Source organism: Microbulbifer sp. GL-2 (assembly GCF_007183175.1).
Lineage (GTDB): Bacteria > Pseudomonadota > Gammaproteobacteria > Pseudomonadales > Cellvibrionaceae > Microbulbifer.
Window position 1 is genome coordinate 2,274,691 of record NZ_AP019807.1, and the last position, 17,987, is coordinate 2,292,677.

20 protein-coding genes are annotated in these 17,987 nt (G+C 48.7%); 4 read left to right on the forward strand and 16 right to left on the reverse strand.

The genetic code is table 11. The annotated features are described in order from the left end of the window. Position 1: 1 nt before the first annotated feature. From GL2_RS09875 to GL2_RS09885, 3 genes are read left to right on the forward strand one after another with little or no spacing between them, the layout of a single operon-like run. Entirely contained in the window at positions 2–931 is a 930-nt protein-coding gene (locus GL2_RS09875) for a sodium-dependent bicarbonate transport family permease (RefSeq protein ID WP_143730494.1), read from the forward strand. A 6-nt stretch (positions 932–937) separates the two neighbouring features. Further along, positions 938–1,429: a 5-(carboxyamino)imidazole ribonucleotide mutase gene (gene purE, locus GL2_RS09880; protein ID WP_143730495.1), complete on the forward strand. Its 492-nt coding sequence runs from the start codon at positions 938–940 to the stop codon at positions 1,427–1,429. Between the two features lie 5 nt (positions 1,430–1,434). Next, complete coding sequence (locus GL2_RS09885) at positions 1,435–2,532, forward strand: 5-(carboxyamino)imidazole ribonucleotide synthase (RefSeq protein WP_143730496.1); 1,098 nt, start codon at positions 1,435–1,437, stop codon at positions 2,530–2,532. 23 nt (positions 2,533–2,555) lie between these two features. On the opposite strand, the gene mnhG is transcribed toward GL2_RS09885, so the two are convergent. The 13 genes from mnhG to GL2_RS09945 form a co-directional block, all read right to left on the reverse strand. Then, complete coding sequence (gene mnhG / locus GL2_RS09890; RefSeq protein ID WP_143730497.1) at positions 2,556–2,903, reverse strand: monovalent cation/H(+) antiporter subunit G; 348 nt, start codon at positions 2,901–2,903, stop codon at positions 2,556–2,558. After that, a complete protein-coding gene (locus GL2_RS09895) occupies positions 2,887–3,225 on the reverse strand; it encodes a cation:proton antiporter (protein WP_143730498.1) in 339 nt (112 codons plus the stop codon). The genes mnhG and GL2_RS09895 overlap by 17 nt, the downstream gene beginning before the upstream one ends. Then, positions 3,225–3,698, reverse strand: a complete 474-nt coding sequence (locus GL2_RS09900; protein ID WP_143730499.1) for a Na+/H+ antiporter subunit E — start codon at positions 3,696–3,698, stop codon at positions 3,225–3,227. The genes GL2_RS09895 and GL2_RS09900 overlap by 1 nt, the downstream gene beginning before the upstream one ends. A gap of 2 nt (positions 3,699–3,700) precedes the next feature. Then, entirely contained in the window at positions 3,701–4,738 is a 1,038-nt protein-coding gene (locus GL2_RS09905; protein ID WP_232053812.1) for a proton-conducting transporter membrane subunit, read from the reverse strand. Then, positions 4,729–5,223, reverse strand: coding sequence for a hypothetical protein (locus GL2_RS21880; RefSeq protein WP_232053813.1), 495 nt, complete (start codon positions 5,221–5,223; stop codon positions 4,729–4,731). The genes GL2_RS09905 and GL2_RS21880 overlap by 10 nt, the downstream gene beginning before the upstream one ends. Further along, complete coding sequence (locus tag GL2_RS09910; RefSeq protein WP_143730500.1) at positions 5,220–5,594, reverse strand: Na+/H+ antiporter subunit C; 375 nt, start codon at positions 5,592–5,594, stop codon at positions 5,220–5,222. The genes GL2_RS21880 and GL2_RS09910 overlap by 4 nt, the downstream gene beginning before the upstream one ends. Before the next feature lies 1 nt (position 5,595). Continuing rightward, on the reverse strand, positions 5,596–6,015 hold the full coding sequence (locus GL2_RS09915; protein ID WP_143730501.1) for a Na+/H+ antiporter subunit B: 420 nt from the start codon (positions 6,013–6,015) through the stop codon (positions 5,596–5,598). Beyond that, positions 6,012–8,297 carry a hydrogen gas-evolving membrane-bound hydrogenase subunit E gene (gene mbhE, locus GL2_RS09920; RefSeq protein ID WP_143730502.1) on the reverse strand — a complete coding sequence of 762 codons (2,286 nt, stop codon included), beginning with the start codon at positions 8,295–8,297 and terminating at the stop codon, positions 6,012–6,014. Before mbhE ends, GL2_RS09915 begins: the two co-directional genes overlap by 4 nt. A gap of 344 nt (positions 8,298–8,641) precedes the next feature. Continuing rightward, positions 8,642–9,334, reverse strand: coding sequence for a pirin-like bicupin family protein (locus GL2_RS09925; protein ID WP_143730503.1), 693 nt, complete (start codon positions 9,332–9,334; stop codon positions 8,642–8,644). 140 nt (positions 9,335–9,474) lie between these two features. Then, positions 9,475–10,377: a LysR family transcriptional regulator gene (locus GL2_RS09930; protein ID WP_143730504.1), complete on the reverse strand. Its 903-nt coding sequence runs from the start codon at positions 10,375–10,377 to the stop codon at positions 9,475–9,477. A 215-nt stretch (positions 10,378–10,592) separates the two neighbouring features. After that, entirely contained in the window at positions 10,593–11,579 is a 987-nt protein-coding gene (locus GL2_RS09935) for a glutathione S-transferase family protein (RefSeq protein WP_143730505.1), read from the reverse strand. 80 nt (positions 11,580–11,659) lie between these two features. Continuing rightward, entirely contained in the window at positions 11,660–12,091 is a 432-nt protein-coding gene (locus GL2_RS09940) for a DoxX family protein (RefSeq protein ID WP_143730506.1), read from the reverse strand. Positions 12,092–12,278: 187 nt separating this feature from the next. Then, positions 12,279–13,355: an AraC family transcriptional regulator gene (locus GL2_RS09945; RefSeq protein WP_143730507.1), complete on the reverse strand. Its 1,077-nt coding sequence runs from the start codon at positions 13,353–13,355 to the stop codon at positions 12,279–12,281. 195 nt (positions 13,356–13,550) lie between these two features. Between GL2_RS09945 and GL2_RS09950 the strand changes: the two genes are divergently transcribed. Continuing rightward, positions 13,551–14,309 carry a glutathione S-transferase family protein gene (locus GL2_RS09950; RefSeq protein ID WP_143730508.1) on the forward strand — a complete coding sequence of 253 codons (759 nt, stop codon included), beginning with the start codon at positions 13,551–13,553 and terminating at the stop codon, positions 14,307–14,309. Between the two features lie 133 nt (positions 14,310–14,442). On the opposite strand, the gene GL2_RS09955 is transcribed toward GL2_RS09950, so the two are convergent. The 3 genes from GL2_RS09955 to GL2_RS09965 all read right to left on the reverse strand — a co-directional run bounded on the left by GL2_RS09955 (position 14,443) and on the right by GL2_RS09965 (position 17,628). After that, positions 14,443–15,180 carry an OmpW family protein gene (locus GL2_RS09955; protein WP_143730509.1) on the reverse strand — a complete coding sequence of 246 codons (738 nt, stop codon included), beginning with the start codon at positions 15,178–15,180 and terminating at the stop codon, positions 14,443–14,445. Positions 15,181–15,443: 263 nt separating this feature from the next. After that, entirely contained in the window at positions 15,444–16,607 is a 1,164-nt protein-coding gene (locus GL2_RS09960; protein WP_143730510.1) for a hypothetical protein, read from the reverse strand. A gap of 136 nt (positions 16,608–16,743) precedes the next feature. Continuing rightward, a complete protein-coding gene (locus GL2_RS09965; RefSeq protein ID WP_143730511.1) occupies positions 16,744–17,628 on the reverse strand; it encodes a hypothetical protein in 885 nt (294 codons plus the stop codon). Positions 17,629–17,987: the final 359 nt, after the last annotated feature.

Genomic DNA, 17,987 nt, shown 5'->3' on the forward strand with positions numbered 1-17,987 from the left:
GATGCAGCTCGACATTGTTGTTGGCTTTTTCCTTCTTGGGGCATTGGCACAGCTGGTGCGCAGTGACCTGCGCCTGCCGACTGGCCTCTACCAAAGCTGTGTGATATTCCTGCTGTTAGCTATTGGCCTCAAGGGTGGTGCGGCTCTCAGTACTTACTCCGCATCGACCTTGGTGCCACAATCCCTGGCCGTACTGGCCTTTGGTGCATTGCTCCCACTTTTAGCTTTTCCGCTTCTGTACTGGGTCGGTAAGTGGACTCGCCTGGATGCTGCGGCCACGGCCGCTCACTACGGATCTGTCAGTGTCGCAACCTATGCAGTGGCGGTAGCGCTTCTCAATGCGCGCGGTATTGAATACGAAGCTTATTTTCCCCTGTTCGTCGCTCTGTTGGAAGTTCCCGCGATTGTAGTGGGTATCCTGCTGGCGCGGCAGTCAGCGAAAGATGCCGGCAGCGGGAAGTTGTTTCACGAGTTGACCTGCAACCAGGGGGTACTCTTGCTAATCGGCGGCATCGTAATTGGTGCTTGGGCGGGTGAGCGCACCGCAGCTGTGATGCCTTTCTTTGGGCAGCTGTTTCACGGAGTACTAGCGCTGTTTCTGCTGGAAATGGGCCGGGTAGCTGCAGCGCGGTTGAAAGATGTAAAGGGGCAGGGAGCCTTCCTGCTGAGCTTCGGCATCTTTATGCCCCTGATGGGTGGCGTTGCCGGGGGGTTACTGGGCTCCCTGCTCGGCCTGTCAATGGGGGGCGTTTTCCTGCTTGCGGTATTGGGTAGCAGTGCCTCCTATATCGCAGTGCCAGCGGCGATGGCCGTGGCATTGCCTCAGGCCAATGCCAGTGTCTCAATTACCCTGTCCCTGGCGATCACATTTCCCTTTAACGTGCTGGTGGCAATCCCCGTCTACCTGGCCTTCATTCAACACTGGAGTTAACCGCAAGTGAATTCTCTGCCCTTTGAAAAAGTCACCATCGTAATGGGGTCGCGCTCCGATTGGGCCACCATGTCCAATGCGACCAAGCCGCTCACAGAGCTGGAGGTTCCTTTCGCCACTGCGGTAGTTTCCGCACACAGAACACCCCAACGCCTGGTGGAATTTGCCAGCGAGGCACACAAAAACGGTACCCAGGTCATTATTGCCGGCGCCGGTGGTTCGGCGCACCTGCCAGGCATGATTGCGGCAATGAGTCCGCTACCCGTGATTGCGGTACCCGTGGAAAGCCGTTTTATGACCGGGATGGACAGCCTGCTTTCAATTGTGCAGATGCCTCGTGGTGTCGCTGTTGCCACCCAGGCGGTGGGCGCTTCCGGTGCCTTTAATGCAGGCTTGATGGCCGCACAGATGCTGTCACTAACCGATGCCGAGTTGCAACAGCGGTTAATTGCCTGGAGGGAGCAACAAAGTGAGCAAGTGCCCTTGTCCGTGGAGTAGGGCCAATGAGTGAGCGAACCAGACATGTCGCTATTGTCGGTTGTGGACAACTGGCACAGATGATGGCGCAGGAGGGCCAGGCACTCGGTATTTCTTTCAGCTTCCTCGCTGAGGAGGGAGAAAATACCCGTTGCGTGGAAGGACTTGGTGTCCTTGTTAACCTTAAAGATCATGAGAGCGGAGAGGCGTTATACCGGGCCCTGGGCTGTCCACAGGTGATCACCGCTGAGCGCGAGCAGGTGGATGTGGGATTACTGCGTAACTTACAGCAGTTCTGTGCGGTCTATCCCGACCCCCATGTTTTTGAAAAAGCCCAGCACCGCTTGCGGGAGAAGCTGGCTCTGACAGAAAGCGGACTGCCAGTGGCGCCTTTTTTACCTGCATTGGGGGCTGATGAACTGTGGCGAGCCCTGAACACCCTGGGTTACCCAGCATTTATTAAAAGTTGTGAAAACGGCTACGATGGGAAAAACCAATGGCGGGTAAAGAACCAGGCGCAGCTTGAAGAGGCCATTGAGGAAGCCCAGAGCCACCCTTGCGTGGTGGAAGCGGCAGTAGATTTTTCCTGTGAAGTTTCCCTGGTTGGAGTGCGGTCAGTATCTGGAGAAGTGAAAACCTACCCTCTGACTGAAAATTATCATCGTCAGGGCACACTGCTGGTTTCCAAAGCGCCATTCCATAACTCTCACTTGATGGAACAGGCTCGCGCTTATCTGGATAAATTGATGAGCGATTGGAGCTATGTGGGCGCACTGACCCTGGAGTGCTTCGTGACTACCGAAGGGCTTATTGTCAACGAGATAGCGCCTAGAGTGCACAACAGTGGTCACTGGACCCTGGTAGGTGCAGACACCAGCCAATTCGCCAACCACTTACGTGCCATTCTCGATATGCCCCTGGGAGATACGGAATGTCCCAGCCCGACAGCGATGATTAATATGCTCGGTGTGAATAAATCACCATCGCAGAAAAATGAAGGTGTTTGGCTCTACGGCAAAAGTTTGAGGGAGGGACGCAAGATGGGACACATTATTCTCGTAGATGACTGCGTCCATAAACTATCTCAACGCAGTGATGCTGTTATTGCCGAGTTGTACGCTTAATTCATATCTGGAAGGGACCGCTTTTAGCGAAGGTCCCTTTTCGGATTTTTAAAGCGGGGCTGGGCTGAAGTTCCTCGCCACATAGGGGTACCAACCCGGTAGGCAGCGCGTGCGATCATATGCACGCCTACCGGCACCGTAAGTAGCAGGAACAGGATTGCTGCCACTGCCCGTGCAGTCACCTGGGTATCATGAAATAAAGTGGCCACTCCTGCGAGTAAAAGGCCACAGCAGAGTGTGGCGGCCTTACCGGAGGTGCTCATACGAGTGTAAAAATCCGGCATGCGCAATAAACCCAGGGCGGCGCTGAATCCAAAAGCGCTGCCTACCAGTATCAGTACGGCAATAAAGACCTCATCGAAAACCTCCACTACCGCCTCCTTCGTGAATTACGGTTTTCTTACCACTCTTTTCAATAAAGCGGGCGAAGGCCACACTCACCAGGAACGCCACCAGAGCCAGTGCTATAGCCGCATCCAGGTACACTGGTTGCCCTGAGGCAATGGCTAAAAGCGCACAGTAAGCCACTGCAAGAATATTCAACACATCCAAAGCGACTACCCGATCAGCGAGCGTGGGCCCAAAAAATATACGCAGAAAACACATCACCAGTGCCAACAGCAGCATCAGCGAGGAAATATTGATTGCCATCACGATAATGGGGGAATGTATATCGGCAATAGTTATCGGCATCAGGAGAAGGCCTCCCTTACCCGCTTTTCGAAGCCTTGATGAATCTCCTCGCGAAAAGCCTCCGGATCGTCCACAAACATGGTGTGAACCAGAAGCTCAGAGTGATCCCGAGTAATCTCCAGTACCATGGTCCCCGGAGTCAGGGAGATTAAATTGGTGAGAATAAAGATTTGGTTGCGGTCCGTAATTTCCAAGGGAATACGCACAACCATGGGGCGGCTTTTTAGTTTTGGGGAAAATACTTCATAAGCTGCGCGCAGGCTGGAGAGCACCAGTTCCTGCAGGAAAAAAACAGAAAGGTGTGCGAAACGTGGCAGGCGATGAAAGTACTTACTCCCACCGGGTAAGCTGGGGGAAACTCTCAGGGCTAAATAGCCGATAAAAAAACCAAAGCAGAGGTTCGTCAGTGTTGCATTGCCGGTAAGCGCGGACCAGCTGATCGCCAGTAACAGGTTGAGTAAAAATACGCGCATACTCAATGATTTCCCGTGTATTGGGTGGAACCCTGGCCCAGTACTGCATTCAGGTAGCCACTTGGCTCCAGCAGTTCATTGGCGGCATCCAGAGAGTAGTCAATGAAAGGTTCCGGCACCAAACCCAGTCCCAGGGTAATTAATGCCAGCAGGGCCACCGGTAGTAAACGTTGCAGCCTTTCATTACGCGGTATCTCGTATAAATTGCAGCAATAGCTTTTTGGGTGGTCCTTCCAAAATACCTCTGCCCAGATCTTACTCATTGAATACAGGGTCAGTGCGCCGGTAACCAGTGCCACTGCAGCAACTAAATAAGCGGCCTGGTCAAGGCTGGCCTTTAACAACAATAGCTTGGCCCAGAAACCCGACAGGGGGGGAAAGCCGGCAAGGCTGAAGGCGGCAATAAAGAAGAAGGTGGAAAGTAGTGGACTGGCTTGGTAAATCCCGCCAATTTCACTCAATTCATAGCTGCCCGTGAGACGCTGGGCGGTCCCGCTGATCAGGAATAAATTGGTCTTGGCAACGATATTGTGCACCATGTAAAAAACAGAGCCAGCCAGTGCCAGGGGGGAATTAAGAGCCAAACCGAGTACTAAAAAACCGATCTGGCTAATGATATGAAAAGCGAGAATCTTGCGAAATTCATACTGTGCAGCTGCACCTAACACGCCGGTGAGCATAGTGAGCAATGCGGTGCCCAAAAGAATATTGTGTGTAAAGCCCAAATCTGTGGGGAATATCAGGGTAAAGGTACGAATCAGGGCGTAAACGCCAACCTTGGTCAGAAGCCCGGCAAATACGGCAGTGACGGTTACCGGAGGTGCATGGTAAGAGGCCGGTAACCAGAAAAACAAAGGAAATATGGCTGCCTTGATGCCAAAAGCACTGATAAATAGTACTGCCAGGGCGGAAACCGCTACAGGGTTATCTACAGTAGCCAGGGAAATATGCAGTTGCGCCATATTCAGAGTGCCGGTCAGCCCGTAGATCATGCCAATTGATGTGAGCATCAGCAGGGTGGACACCAGATTCAGGGCCACATACTTGATCCCCCATCCAACTGGATGCGGTCCCCTCCCAAAACCAACAGGGCAAATGAGGCGATCAGCATCACCTCAAACCAGACATACAAATTAAATAAGTCACCGGTAATAAAGCTGCCACAAACCCCAGCTAATAAAAGCTGGAAAAAGCTGTGGAACCCCAGTTTTACCCGCCTTTCATCAATATCTGAGAGAGAAAACAATGAGACGCAGAGCCCCACAATTGCGCTGATCAGTAGCATCACAGCGCTTAAACGGTCTGCAACCAGGGTAATACCAAAAGGGGCTGCCCAGCCCCCCATCTGTTCGGCACGAGTGCCACCGGTTTCCACCAGGATCACAATAGAAATCGCTACTGCGAGCATCAGTACACAACCGAAAATAGAAAGAGAGCCGCAGAGCAAGCGCCGTCCTCGTGCCGGGAATGTGGCGAGCGCAGTAAAAATGGGTATCAGAAAGGGCAGTGCCAGTAACCAGCTCAAGGGAGTTTTTTCCTCTTGGGCCTTACCGGCTCAGCGATACGCATGGAGTCTACGTCCAGGGTACCAAGCACCTTATAGGCTTGTGCAATCAGCGCCAGGGCAAAGGCCAGCAGACCAAACCCGATGACAATGGCAGTCAGAATTAAGGCTTGTGGCAGTGGATTGGCAACCGGCAACGGCGGTACATCCATCCCTTCAGGAACCAGGGCCGGTGAGGCGCGAGTCAACCTGCCTGTGATAAAAATTGCCAGGTTGGCAGCATTACTGATCAGCACCAGTCCAAACAGGTAGTGCAACAGGTCCCTTGCCAACATAAGGTAGACACCCGTGGCTATCAGTATGCCGACAACAAGTGCGATTGGGCCCTCCATATCAAGCAGCCTCTTCCAGGGCAAAAATAAGGGTAAGTACTGCACCGAGTATTGCCAGGTAAACACCTATATCGAAAATCAACACATTACTGATTGAGATGCCGCCAAAGCCTTTATTACCGGTCAACTGAAACCACTGGGCAGAGAAGGGCGCCTCGCCGGCAAAAGCTGCCAGCATGCCGGAAAGTGCCGCGATCAACACGCCAATAACTGCCAGGTTGCCCGGAGGAATCCTCAGGGCTCTTTGTGCAGACTCAATGCCCCAGGCCATGGCAAAGAGAGCGAATGCTGAAGCGGCGATCAATCCGGCAATAAAACCCCCACCGGGATAATTGTGGCCGCGCAACAGCATATATACCGAGAAAACCAGAATCAGCGCCACCAGCACTCGGGTCGCAGTTTGCAGTATCAGGGAATTCACTGTTTACCCCGCCGTAATTGGTGACCCAGTAATGTTACTGCCGCTACCGCAGCGGTAAATACCACGATAATTTCACCAAAAGTATCCAGCGCGCGGAAGTCCACCAGGATGACATTTACGATATTGCGTCCATGTCCCTCAGGTACTGCAGCCTCCTCAAAAAAGTTGCTGGTGGGACTATCGAAAGGCGTTTGTAATACCGCGAAAATACTCAGAGTTACCAGCAGGCCGACAACGCCGCCCAAAAGAGCATCCCGTGGGCGAAAGCGAATCTTCCTTCCAGGGCTGAATACTGGTAGGCGAGGCAATATCGCTGCAACCAATACCAGATACAGGGTTTCCACCAATAGCTGGGTAATCGCCACATCCGGGGCACCAAAAAACAGGTAAATTAATGCAACCCCCACACCCAGAGCTCCGAGCGCACAGATCGCAATCAGCGGCTTGCGTGCACTACCAGCCATAAAGGCACCACCCACGGTAAGTAAAAAGGCGGCCCATTCCTTTAGGTTCAGGCTCGGCCAATTGTATTGCAGAGAGAACTCACCGGTGCGTAATAAGGCGTAGGCAAGAAGCACAGAAACGGTGACAAAAATTACGCTCAGGTAACGTCGCATAATCCCGTTTTGTAATATCCGGGTTTGCAGCGCGGCAAAAGATCGTAGCAGCTCCAGGGACTTGTCCCAGAGCAGGTCGGCACTGGTGGGTGCATATTTGAAATCCCATGCCAGCCAGGCGCGCAAGTTGCGCAGCCCCAGGTACATGGTAACGCCCAAGCCAAAGGTGAGAATACTCATCAGCAATGGAATGTTGAGACCATGCCAGAGCCGCAAATCGATGCTCTCCGGGATACCCAGCACAGCTGTAAGGGCCGGCTCCACCAGCCCTCCACCGACAAGGTCCGGTGCCAGGCCAAAGGTAAACCCCAGGCAGCTGAGCACCAGAGGACTTATCCACAGCCCTGGTGATGCCTCATGGATGGAGGGGAAATTGTGTGGTCGTTTCCCTAGGAAGGGTTTCAAAGCCACCATACCAGCCACGGTGACAGTTACTGCATTGGCGAACACTGCAGCAGTGGATACCAGGGCGGGCTCAGAGGCTACTGCCAGAGCGCCTTCGTACTTTAATTCTTTACCGATAAATCCTAGGAATGGCGGGAAGCCCGCCATAGAAAGTGCCGAGGCGAGGGCGGTAAAAAAAGTGATAGGCATGGCGCGCCCAAGTGCACCCAGTTTAATCATATTGCGGGTGCCAGTTTGCTTATCAATGATACCCACCACCATAAATAGAGCGGCCTTATAGAAAGAATGCACTATTAAGAAAGTAATAGCGGCCGCTACCGCAGCCGAGGCATCGGAACCCAGAAACATGGTCAGGGTACCGAGGGCGATCATTGTGGTGTAGGCCAGGGCTAGCTTCAGATCCGTTTGGCGCAGGGCAGCCACAGCCGCCACTGTTGCTGTGGCAGCACCGGTACAGGTCAAAATCCACTCCCAAACTTCTGTCTGCGCCAATACCGGGTGTAGGCGTGCCAACAGATAAATACCGGCTTTTACCATAGTGGCGGAGTGCAGGTAGGCACTGACAGGAGTGGGTGCAGCCATTGCATTGGGCAGCCAGAAATGAAATGGCAACTGGGCGGATTTGGCGAAGGCGCCGATTAATATAAGAATCAAGATCGGTACATAAAGGGGACTTGCTCGTACCGTCTCACCGGAAGCCAGCACCTGTACCATATCAAAACTGCTCGCAACAGAGCCGAGCAGTAGGAGTCCTGCCAAAAGGCAAAGCCCCCCGAGAGTTGTTACCAGTAAAGCCTGCAGGGCTGAACGGCGGGCAATTGCGCTGGTGTTATTAAAGCCAATTAGCAGGTAGCTGGCGATGGTGGTAATTTCCCAGAATACAAACAGGGTAATCAGGTCGCCGGCGAGCACCAGACCTAACATCCCGATCATAAACAGGTAGAGGTATAGGTAGAAGCGGCGTAGCTGCAGATGTCCACGTAAATAGGATGCAGCATAGATAGCAATAAAAACGCCAATACCGCTGATCAACAGAGCAAAAAGAAAACTCAGGCCATCGACTAAAAAACGCAAGGAAACACCCAGATCCTCTACCCAGGTGACACCAAAAGTAAGTTCGCGGCCGGCGGATATCTCCGGCATATAGAGCAGTAAAGCCAGTGCCAAAATAGCGGGAGGCACAGGGGAGAGCAGGGCGATCAGTCTCCCCGGCTCGGTTTGTTCGCTCTTGCGACTATCCGTGTCGCCAACTGCGCCCATCAATCGATCCCCAATTACCTCGATCTATTTTAGGAGGGAATCGGCAGGAAAGGAGAAGTGAAAATTTAGGCGCCGTGACTGAGACTGTTAAGAGGCTAAGTGAGAGCGAGGATGTATTTTGGGAAGTAGTCCCATCAGTTGACAGCTCAAAGGATGAGTTTAACTTCTCTTTTATTCATGTCCCGCAAAAAATTGAACTGGTGCCTTTCTCCCCCTGTCAACCGGGTTTGGGAATAAAAAATGAAATTAGTGTGCTGTTAATAACTCTGTATGGGGCACAAGTAATGATAATTATCCCCACTGTTTATCCAGCTGAAATTGTCCTTGCCTTGATAAAATCGTCGTCAGGATGGCAGATCAAACCACAGGGCGATCAAACCACCTCCTGTTGCGCGTAACTGTACATTTTCTTTGTAGATTCCAATCCCATCACCATCCATCAGGTTGATATCGTCATTTAAAGAGCCTATGCCCTCAATGACATGCAGGTAGCCAGGGCGCTTGCTGGTATCCAGATCTACATTTTCTTCGCTCTTTAATTGCAACCGGTATAAGCTGGCATTCTGCTGTAGGGATAGAGAGCCGTCGCGCCCATCTGGAGTTACCAGAGGCGTCAGTCTTTCATCTTGAATAATTGACTTCTGCTCGTATCCAGGCTTGATACCCTGGCGGTTTGGTTGAATCCATATTTGCAGAAATTTCAATCTTTGCGATGTTGAATGGTTATATTCCGAATGGGTGATGCCTGTTCCTGCACTCATGCGTTGAACTTCGCCAGCGGGAACCACAAAGCGGTTACCTTCGCTATCAGCATGTTCAATTGCGCCCTCCAGGATGTAAGAAATTATCTCCATATCCCGATGACCGTGTGTATCAAAACCAGCGCCGGGGCTGACGGTATCATCATTGATTACTCTTAGTACAGAAAATCCCATATGCTTTCGGTCGTAGAAGTGCCCGAAAGAGAAGGTATGCCTGCTTTTCAGCCATCCGAAGTTAGTGCTTCCACGTTCCTGCGCCGGTCTAAAGTAATACATGACAAGCTCCAAATACTTGGATATAGATCTTTATATATTTATTTTATTGGAAAATATTAAAGATAAACATCGGATAGATATGGATCTGTTGTTCGATTAATACGAACTTTCTAAGGGGGTTGGAAAAGCACATGCTAAGTCTAATGTTCTTCTTGAGTGGGCATAGTCAAAGTGAGTAGTCTCAACTCGCCAATAAATTCCCGAGCAGCGGGGCCCAGGCTGTCATTATCTTTAAAGTTCAAATAAAAACTGGCTGTACGGGATGCACCCTTCTCCAACAAAAGACGTTTTAATATGCCGCTATCCAATAGTGGTGCGACAATTGGCATGGGTAGCCAGGCATACCCCATTCCCTGGCAAATGAGTTCTGTTGATGCACGCAGGCTACTCACAGTCCAGCGCTGCTCTGCGCCCAGCCATCCAGAATCGACATTGGATTGAGTGGCTGAATCCCTCACGATAATCTGCCGGTAGGATTTTAAATCGTCATGGCTTAATTTGCGTTCGAAATGATTCAGCGGATGATTGATATGTGCGACTGCTATAAACTCTATTGTGCAGATCTCTTCATTGAGGTTATCCTCCATGGTCATTGGGGATAAACCCAGGTCTACAGCGCCTTCCTGAATCAATTCATTGGTGCCGGATAAAATGGTATCGATAATATCAATATTGGTTTGTGGGAATATTCCGGATACCTTTTCCAAGGCTTTAAATACCACTTGCTGGGGAAAGGCACCATCTACTGCAATACGCAACTCGGACTCCACCCCTCCACTGATAGTCTCCGCTATAGCCTCTATGCGTGAAACCTCATCCAGCAAGTATTTTCCGCGGCGTAACATCAGCTGTCCTGCCTCGGTTAATACAACCCTGCGCCCCGATACTTCAAACAGCTTTACTCCCAGGGCCGACTCCAGATTGCCAACGGCGTGGTGAATACTCGACTGGCTTTTATGCACTACCGTTGAGGCCTGGTTAAAGCCTCCTGCATCCACTACGGCCTTAAACATGCGCCATTGTTCCAGGGTGGTTTTTTGCATGGATCTCCTCTCCCGTCGATCAATGAAATACTAACTGCATTTCCGGTCTGACCATTCGACTAAGGAGTTACTTTAATATTCGTATGAACCGAATGATAGTGATAATTATAGATAGATTTGTTCGAATAATTAGATCAGAGAAGGGGCAAGGTTGGAGAACTGAGTCATGTAAGAGGCCGCAGAGCGGCCAAGGTCGGGGGTTTGGGTTTGAGTTTCTAGCCTGCAGGGAACCTGTTTCGATCGTGAGGGACGGTATAATCGATAGCGGGACCAACTGGAACAACCTGGGTCGGATTGATTGAAGTGTGACTGAAGTAGTAGTGGCGCTTGATATGGTGAAAGTCAACAGTTTCGGCCACGCCGGCCCATTGATACAGCTCACGCACATAGTTGCGGATATTAGGGAAATCCTCCAGGCGTTGGCGATTGCACTTGAAGTGCCCGTGATAGACCGCATCAAAACGTATAAGTGTGGTAAATAAACGCCAGTCAGCTTCAGTGATCTGATCAACGAGAAGGTAACGTTGTTGGCTCAGCAACGTCTCTATATGGTCCAGTGATTCGAAGAGTTTACTATAGGCCTCTTCGTAAGCAGTTTGTGTTGTGGCAAAACCACAGCGGTAAACACCATTGTTGATGTTTTGGTAAATTTCTTCATTTATGCATTCAATTTCATCGCGCTTTTCGCTGGGGAAAAGGTCTGTTTGATCGCCAGTAATCGAATTAAAGGCGCTGTTAAACATACGAATGATTTCTGAAGACTCGTTACTGACAATGCAGTTTCTCTGTTTGTCCCACAGCACTGGTACAGTAACACGACCGCTATAATCAGCTTTATTGCGGGTATAGATCTGGTGCAGGTAGTCGTACCCAAATAGAGGGTCGCCACAACTACCTTCCTCTGTATTGAAACTCCAGCCAAAACTCAGCATATCAGGGCTTACCACCGATACACTGATGTGCTCCTCCAGGTTTTTCAGTTTGCGGAAAATCAAGGTGCGGTGTGCCCAGGGGCAAGCCAGGGATACATAGAGGTGGTAACGGCCTGTTTCGGCTTTAAAGCCGCTGGCACCACTGGGGCCCACACTACCATCGTTTGTAATCCAGTTACGTAACTGCGCGGCCTCTCGTTCAAAAGCACCGCCGGATTCACTGGTGCTATACCACTGGTCCTGCCATTTTCCGTTGAGCAAAAGTCCCATTTTATACCTCCTGAATACCCGGAATAGTGACTGTAACCCTGAGAGTCTCGGGGTTACAGTTGTTATAAGCTATAAGTAAACTATCGCTGTGAACGTCGGCTGCGCGCATCCAGGCTCCATCGGCCAGCGCCATTTGCGGCCAGCAGCAGGAAACCACCGGCCATAGCGATATTTTTGAAGAACATAATGAACTGCATCTGATCGGCCAGATTATTGTGGTACAGGGCTGCTGTAACTACGCTAAACCCGGCCAGAGCTAATGCGACCAAGCGAACCTGAAAGCCTGAAATCAAAGCAAGGGCGGTTCCCACCTCAAACAGGATTACCAGTGGCAGTAGGGATTCTGGTAGGCCGCCATAGACCAGGTATTGGGCACTGCCTTCATAGTTCTGGATTTTGTTGATACCCGCCAGCAAGAAGATTGCTGACAGGCCTATACGCCCCGCTAAATCTGCAGCTGTGGGGAACAGGGAGCTGGTATCCTGGGCAGTAGTCAGAGTGGAAGTGGTCATTGCGTTGCTCCTCAATCTAATAATTTTCAAGCTGAGCCCGTTGGGTACGGGTAATCTCTATCAATGGGGAGCAGTTTAACGAACAGGGGCAGAATGAAAATTGATTAAAATTGGCTGTATGGTTCGGGAAAATAGAATGGTAGTAGGGGAGCAAAGGGATTCATCAGGTGCGATTGAAGGCGCTAAGTTAAATTTTCCGTGCAGATCCTCTTATTTGACCTGGTGTTTTGTTGAAATATTTTTTTAATGCTTTACTAAAGGCCGCTTCAGACGAATAGCCGGCACTTGTTGCAATACTTAACATTGAGTCATTACTGTTTTGCAGTCTTGCTTTTGCTTTTAACATCCGTGTATTGGTTAAGTAAGATTTAGGGCTGACTCCTACCAGGGTGGTGAATTTTTCAGTAAAGGAGGTGCGACTCAGTGCTGCTGCTTTACTCAGAATGTCGATAGTCCATTTCTCATCCTTCTCTGAGTGAATTAGATTTAGGGTTAAACCTATCTTTGGGTCTGCAAGGGCAGCCATATACCCTTTGGAGTAATCATTTTTTTCCATGTGTGATCGTAAAATTTGAATGAACAAAATTTCTGTCAGCCTGTCCACCATGGTAGTGGAGCCCGGGGATGATACTTTTGATTCAATATCCAGCAGACTAATAAGGTTTTTCAACCAATGAAATTGACTGTCTCCACTAGTACTGATATGAATAAAGCAGGGCAGGTCTTTTAAGAAAGGGTGATCGACTGACGAGTCATAACTAAAGGTGCCACACATAAGCGTAGTAATTTCTTCGTGAGGGCCTGTATTTTCTCTATTGTTGGAGTCAATAGTGTCACTTTTACCGGCGTCCTTTCTTGGCTGGGCGGTGGTATTCTGTTGACTTCGACATGTAGTTGCCCATTGATCGCCTCCAGTAGGAAAAGCAACAATATCACCCGTTTTCAGTAGTAAAAAATCACCTTCATCCCCCACCTTGACTACATTCTCTGCTGATAAATCCTGGCTGTCAGGGGAGTCACTTATCCAGTGAGTCCCTCCGGTAGGAAAGGAAACGATATCGCCTGTATTGAGTAACAGCAGGGCCTCATTATTTTTCTCTCTCAAATAACATTGACCTTCAAGCACAATGTGGAACAGGCCTTGAGGACGATGCCGAACCTGCATTTTCCAAGGAGAATCAAAGCTTCTGCAAAAATAGGTATTCGCCGACAAGTGAATCGTTTTCAATATGTCAGATAGTGCATCCACTGTAGGGTGAGACATCCTGAACTCCTGAGGGCGAAATTTTATCGTGAACAAAATGACAAGTTATCTGATGAATATATCATTTTATTATTGGAGCGATAACAGGATAATAAGCACATTAAACAAGTGTAATTAGACCTCTACCCAAACTTGGGAGATCTTATCTCAAGGATCGTCTTCACTTGTCAACTGTAAAGATCAAGGGGATGTTCAATGGCTGAGATCAAACTGTATGGTTATTCAACAAGTCCCTATGTGCGTAAAATAGGTTGTTGTCTTCACTATAAGAAGCTTCCATTTGAGTTCGTTCCTGTCAATCCTGTAGATTCAAAAGAAATTTCTTTCACTAAGCAAAGTCAGGTTCCAGTTTTACAAATAGGAGACGAATGGAGTACAGATTCAACACCTCTCGCTATTTGGCTGGATGAGCTATATCCTGAACATCCCCTGTTTGGTGATTCTAAAGCAGATCGAGACAAAATATTGGAGTTGGATTCCTGGGTTACCAATAATCTTATCCTGGGGATTTTTCGGACAATTTATGAAACAGAAATAACTGCGAAATTTCGACATAGTGCTTGGCGGCTTGCCGCTATCGTTAGTAGTCAGACGCCCTTATCTGATGAGGTTCGTTCTGCCTGGCCTGACTTATTAAAAATGGCACCGTTTATTCAGCATATGATGGCTGATATAGACGTATCAGAAACACTTTCTGAAATGCAGTCACGCATCGCATTGGAATTGATAGAACATTTAGGTGGAGGTCCTTTCATGGGAGGGCTTAAGCAGCCGTCATTAGTTGATTTCTCAGTTTTCCCACAGTTGGTGTTCAGCTATATGGTTGGAATAGAACAGAATTTGATGGGCGCATTGGCACCGGCATTAAATAACTGGATCAACGAGGTCAAAGCATACTTACCAAAAAATCCGTTGCTCGTGCCAGATTACATGATTGTGAATAGCTTGCCATAAAGCGCACTATTTTAAATGATCGTTTGTATGCTTGGTTTTTGGGTAGGCATAATTTTGAAAATTATATTTATAGGTTGTATTGAATAAACCTTATCCAACTTTATATCGAAATGAGAACCTTTAATAAAATAGTTCAGAAGTGATAGCCAATACCCACCGAGTATACAAACGGATCTATGTCCACATCCACGTTGATACGGGAGTAACTCTCCGCACCTGTGTAAAAGCGGATTTTGGCGTCGGTATCAATATCAAGATACCAGATAGCCGCGTTGAACAGCCAGCGGTTATCCCGGCCAAAGGCGATATCTATTCCAACCTCCCCGGCCAGGCCCCAGGAATCATCGAGCTTAAGCTTTGCCCGTGATTCAGCACCGAGTACCGTCTCAAAGTAATTTTGTGCCGCACGGTTGATATGTTCACTCAAAAAGTGGGTGTAATTCACACCAATGCCAATATAGGGCTGCACCCAGGATTCTGTGCATACCGGGTACCATTGCAAGGTAAGGGTGGGGGGCAGATGTTTGATGTCCCCAAGGCGAACCCGCCCGAGAGGTTCGCCTGTCACCGGATTGGGAAGGCCGCGCACGTCGAGATCATGTTTAAATGGTAATGCCGCCAAAAGCCCCAACCCCCAGTGATCGGCAAACAACCAAGTGCCCGTAACGCTCAGGGAGTAACCAGTATCCACGTAAACTCGTGTATCAGGCAATATGGTGCCATTTAGGCGCAGATTGTCGGAATCGTCATTGGGATCAACCGCAGCGGCGCCAATGCGAAGAATAAAGTCTCCTTTTTTATACTCTGCCAAAGCTTGGCTACTAATGAGTAAGGTGGCAAAGAGTGTTATTACCAGTCTGAGCCGTATCATCTCTCACTTCCCTGAAAGTCCATCTGAGAAAGGGGGCTTTCAATGAGTGTAGACTTAAAAAATAGTTAATTTAGAGATGAATTAACTACCGCCCAGTGGAGATTGAGTAGAGCGAGAAAGGTGATTTGAGGGTGATTTAATGAGCAGTTATTTTAGGGGGCAAATATCTAAATACGGCATGGTTTTATAGGTGCCGGCTTATCCCGGCACTTTTCTAATCCAAAATTTACGAAATGAATCTTAGGGGGATCACACCTGGGGTATTAGGCAGATAGCTGTTCCAGCAAATCTTCATCACTGTCATACCAATATTCATTGCCACGGCCAAAGGTACTGCTTGCGGTTGCATGTATTGCTCGAACCTGGCTTGCCCACTTGGTTGCCTGAGTTTTTCCAACCACAAAGGCGGCAGCAGTACAGAGTCCGGCGGTTCCGATTGCGGCTAGAGTCGGGTTGCTAATGGCGGCTTCATACACGTTCGATAACATTCCCCCCTGTTTTTGAATAGTAAAGATGCCTGACTCTTTTAAGGAAACTGCTGTTACGCCAGTACCAGTGCTTGCTGCGCCGATTCTTTTAATCTCATTCCAGGAGTTTTCTCTTCCTGCGGCGGTTTTAAGATTGCGGGGGTTAGTATTGCTATCTACATAGGTGAGGCCAACGACATTGCAGAGTTTTTCCAGCTTGTCGGGGTTTGCGCCCACAGGATTAGAGAAGAAAACTTTTTGTCCGGACATTTTATTGCGCAAATTGCGTACTATTTCCTCATCTTTTGCTTCAAAACGGCTCAAAGAGGGTGTGTTCTGCAAAATTTCCAGAGCCCGCTGGAAGGTTTTGGCACCTTCACCATGAACCAACCAGTTTACGGATTCACTGGCACTTGCTGCCTGTTGAATCAAGGAGGTCAGGCCATCGACAGATGGAAGTGCACCATGTTCTTTATTATTAATCCAATAAAGTGAGTAGAAGTTGTCCATCTGGGGAATGTCTCTGGGCAGTATTTCAGTCCCTCCATAGGATTTCTCAATATGCCTAACTAACATTTGTCCAGCAGAGCCCTTTGAACGAAATTTACCGCTTACTGCTGCATAATGAGCACCATTCCACTTGTGCTTCAGATTCATTTGTTTGTGGGAAGAGCCACTTGTTCCCCAAGCGCTTCCATCATATTGAACTTTGTAAACCCCCATTGCTTGATTTCCAGAATCCGCTTGCAGGGAGTCATCGAAATGGAGTTTATGGATCAATACATCGCCATTGTCGATATAGTACTCGATGGCCATACCATTGCGTACCAGATAGCGAACAGTTCCGGCGCCATTGGCACTCTGGCTGCTGGCAGTATCGGCATTTAGGCTTATGAGCGCGCGCAGCAGGGTGGCAGAATAGTAATTAGTTTGTGCCTCTTGCTTTACTTTTTCATACATAGGGTATGAGCATTGTTAACATAGACATCGCGGCCCTGTTTTGTGCCCATTGGGGCCATTTCAATAATCTTGGTCCAACCGGCTCTAAATGCTGACATATTATTTCCTTATAATAAATACAGGTAGAAAAAAGCTATTAAGGGGTAAAGCTAGGTGGTGGCGAGCCCTTTTCAACCACTTCAAGTAAGTCTTCTCCAATTCTGCAATTACCTTCACGTACTTTATGGTAAATCCAGAGTTCTGGGCTGCGGGTTTCACTAAAGTGGGAATTTGGACATTGTTGGGCCACGTCCGCTTTTCGCTGTTGCATGGCTGGGCTCAACTCTAATTGAAGAGTCGAGTAAGTTTCAGTTATTAAATGATCCATAGCGGCAATGCTATATTTAGCAGGCGCATAGCCCAAAGCACTAAAATAAACATTAATAAAGTATTGATCATCCAGTGGGACATATAATTGCGAGTGAAAAACGGCTTCTCTAAATGGGTTTTCCCGTAATTCTTGTTCGCTGCATTTTGGGTGCGCCTCACAGTACAGCCAATCCGTACCGTTAATATTTTTTTTCTGCCATTTTATTGGGGCAGCCCTAGGGTCCATATCCAGTTTGGGAGGGCCATAGCGAAAATATAAATCTCTTAAAATAACCTGCTCTAAATGGTGTGGATTAAAGCAGCTCATGCTCTCCGGTAAATCATCTACACGGAAGATCCTAATTATTAGAGAAAGAAATCCATATTCCATGGCAATCCAGGGAGGACCGTAAAAGCCCCAATGGCGTTTTAAAATGGACTGCCCTGGCATTCTTCCCTCTTGGTACCATTTGCCGCGGCTTAGATCGTCATAGGCCTCCCGGTTATAGATATCAATACGGGGGCCATAATATTCCTCATTAATATCGGGCACGCTGTTGGGTGGTACTGAGATACTAAAGCGGCTACCGGACAAGTTGGCCGTCAGAGTTTCAAGTTTGTCTCGATTTGGTACAAACGGCTTTTTTCTGGAGGCAAAGAGGCGTTCAAACATAGACTTGGTGGTCCCTATCCACAACGCTAGCGCTTACGGGATTTTGGCCGCCGTATTATAGTGCCGGCTATTCATTGTAAAGTGCAAACTACTTTACGTTTTTATTGTGAGGGAGTTCCTTTTTGCGGTACGTTCGTGCAGTAAGTGGGCAGGTTATGGGTCAAGTATTGTTGATGGGGAAAGGTTTCTTTGGAATTTGGTAGATTAGTATCGTTTATCTTTTTTTCTTTCATTTTTTTCTGCTCTTTCTGAAGTGTAACCAATAATTCGATTGACTTATAAAGCCAAACACAAGTGCATTTTTGTTCGCCAATAAAATGGGCACCTTTACCCCTGCTCGTTAACTGGATTTAATTGGT

Coding starts and splice junctions, on each gene's coding strand:
- GL2_RS09935 (WP_143730505.1), bottom strand. CDS start 11,579: ATGGGACTTTTGCTCAACGGAAAATGGCAGGACCAGTGGTATAGCACC.
- GL2_RS09900 (WP_143730499.1), bottom strand. CDS start 3,698: ATGCGCGTATTTTTACTCAACCTGTTACTGGCGATCAGCTGGTCCGCG.
- GL2_RS09945 (WP_143730507.1), bottom strand. CDS start 13,355: ATGTCTCACCCTACAGTGGATGCACTATCTGACATATTGAAAACGATT.
- GL2_RS09955 (WP_143730509.1), bottom strand. CDS start 15,180: ATGATACGGCTCAGACTGGTAATAACACTCTTTGCCACCTTACTCATT.
- GL2_RS09925 (WP_143730503.1), bottom strand. CDS start 9,334: ATGTATTACTTTAGACCGGCGCAGGAACGTGGAAGCACTAACTTCGGA.
- GL2_RS09885 (WP_143730496.1), top strand. CDS start 1,435: ATGAGTGAGCGAACCAGACATGTCGCTATTGTCGGTTGTGGACAACTG.
- GL2_RS09950 (WP_143730508.1), top strand. CDS start 13,551: ATGGCTGAGATCAAACTGTATGGTTATTCAACAAGTCCCTATGTGCGT.
- GL2_RS09940 (WP_143730506.1), bottom strand. CDS start 12,091: ATGACCACTTCCACTCTGACTACTGCCCAGGATACCAGCTCCCTGTTC.
- GL2_RS09960 (WP_143730510.1), bottom strand. CDS start 16,607: ATGTATGAAAAAGTAAAGCAAGAGGCACAAACTAATTACTATTCTGCC.
- GL2_RS09930 (WP_143730504.1), bottom strand. CDS start 10,377: ATGCAAAAAACCACCCTGGAACAATGGCGCATGTTTAAGGCCGTAGTG.
- mbhE (WP_143730502.1), bottom strand. CDS start 8,297: ATGGGCGCAGTTGGCGACACGGATAGTCGCAAGAGCGAACAAACCGAG.
- GL2_RS09875 (WP_143730494.1), top strand. CDS start 2: ATGCAGCTCGACATTGTTGTTGGCTTTTTCCTTCTTGGGGCATTGGCA.
- GL2_RS09965 (WP_143730511.1), bottom strand. CDS start 17,628: ATGTTTGAACGCCTCTTTGCCTCCAGAAAAAAGCCGTTTGTACCAAAT.
- GL2_RS09910 (WP_143730500.1), bottom strand. CDS start 5,594: ATGGAGGGCCCAATCGCACTTGTTGTCGGCATACTGATAGCCACGGGT.
- GL2_RS09895 (WP_143730498.1), bottom strand. CDS start 3,225: ATGCCGATAACTATTGCCGATATACATTCCCCCATTATCGTGATGGCA.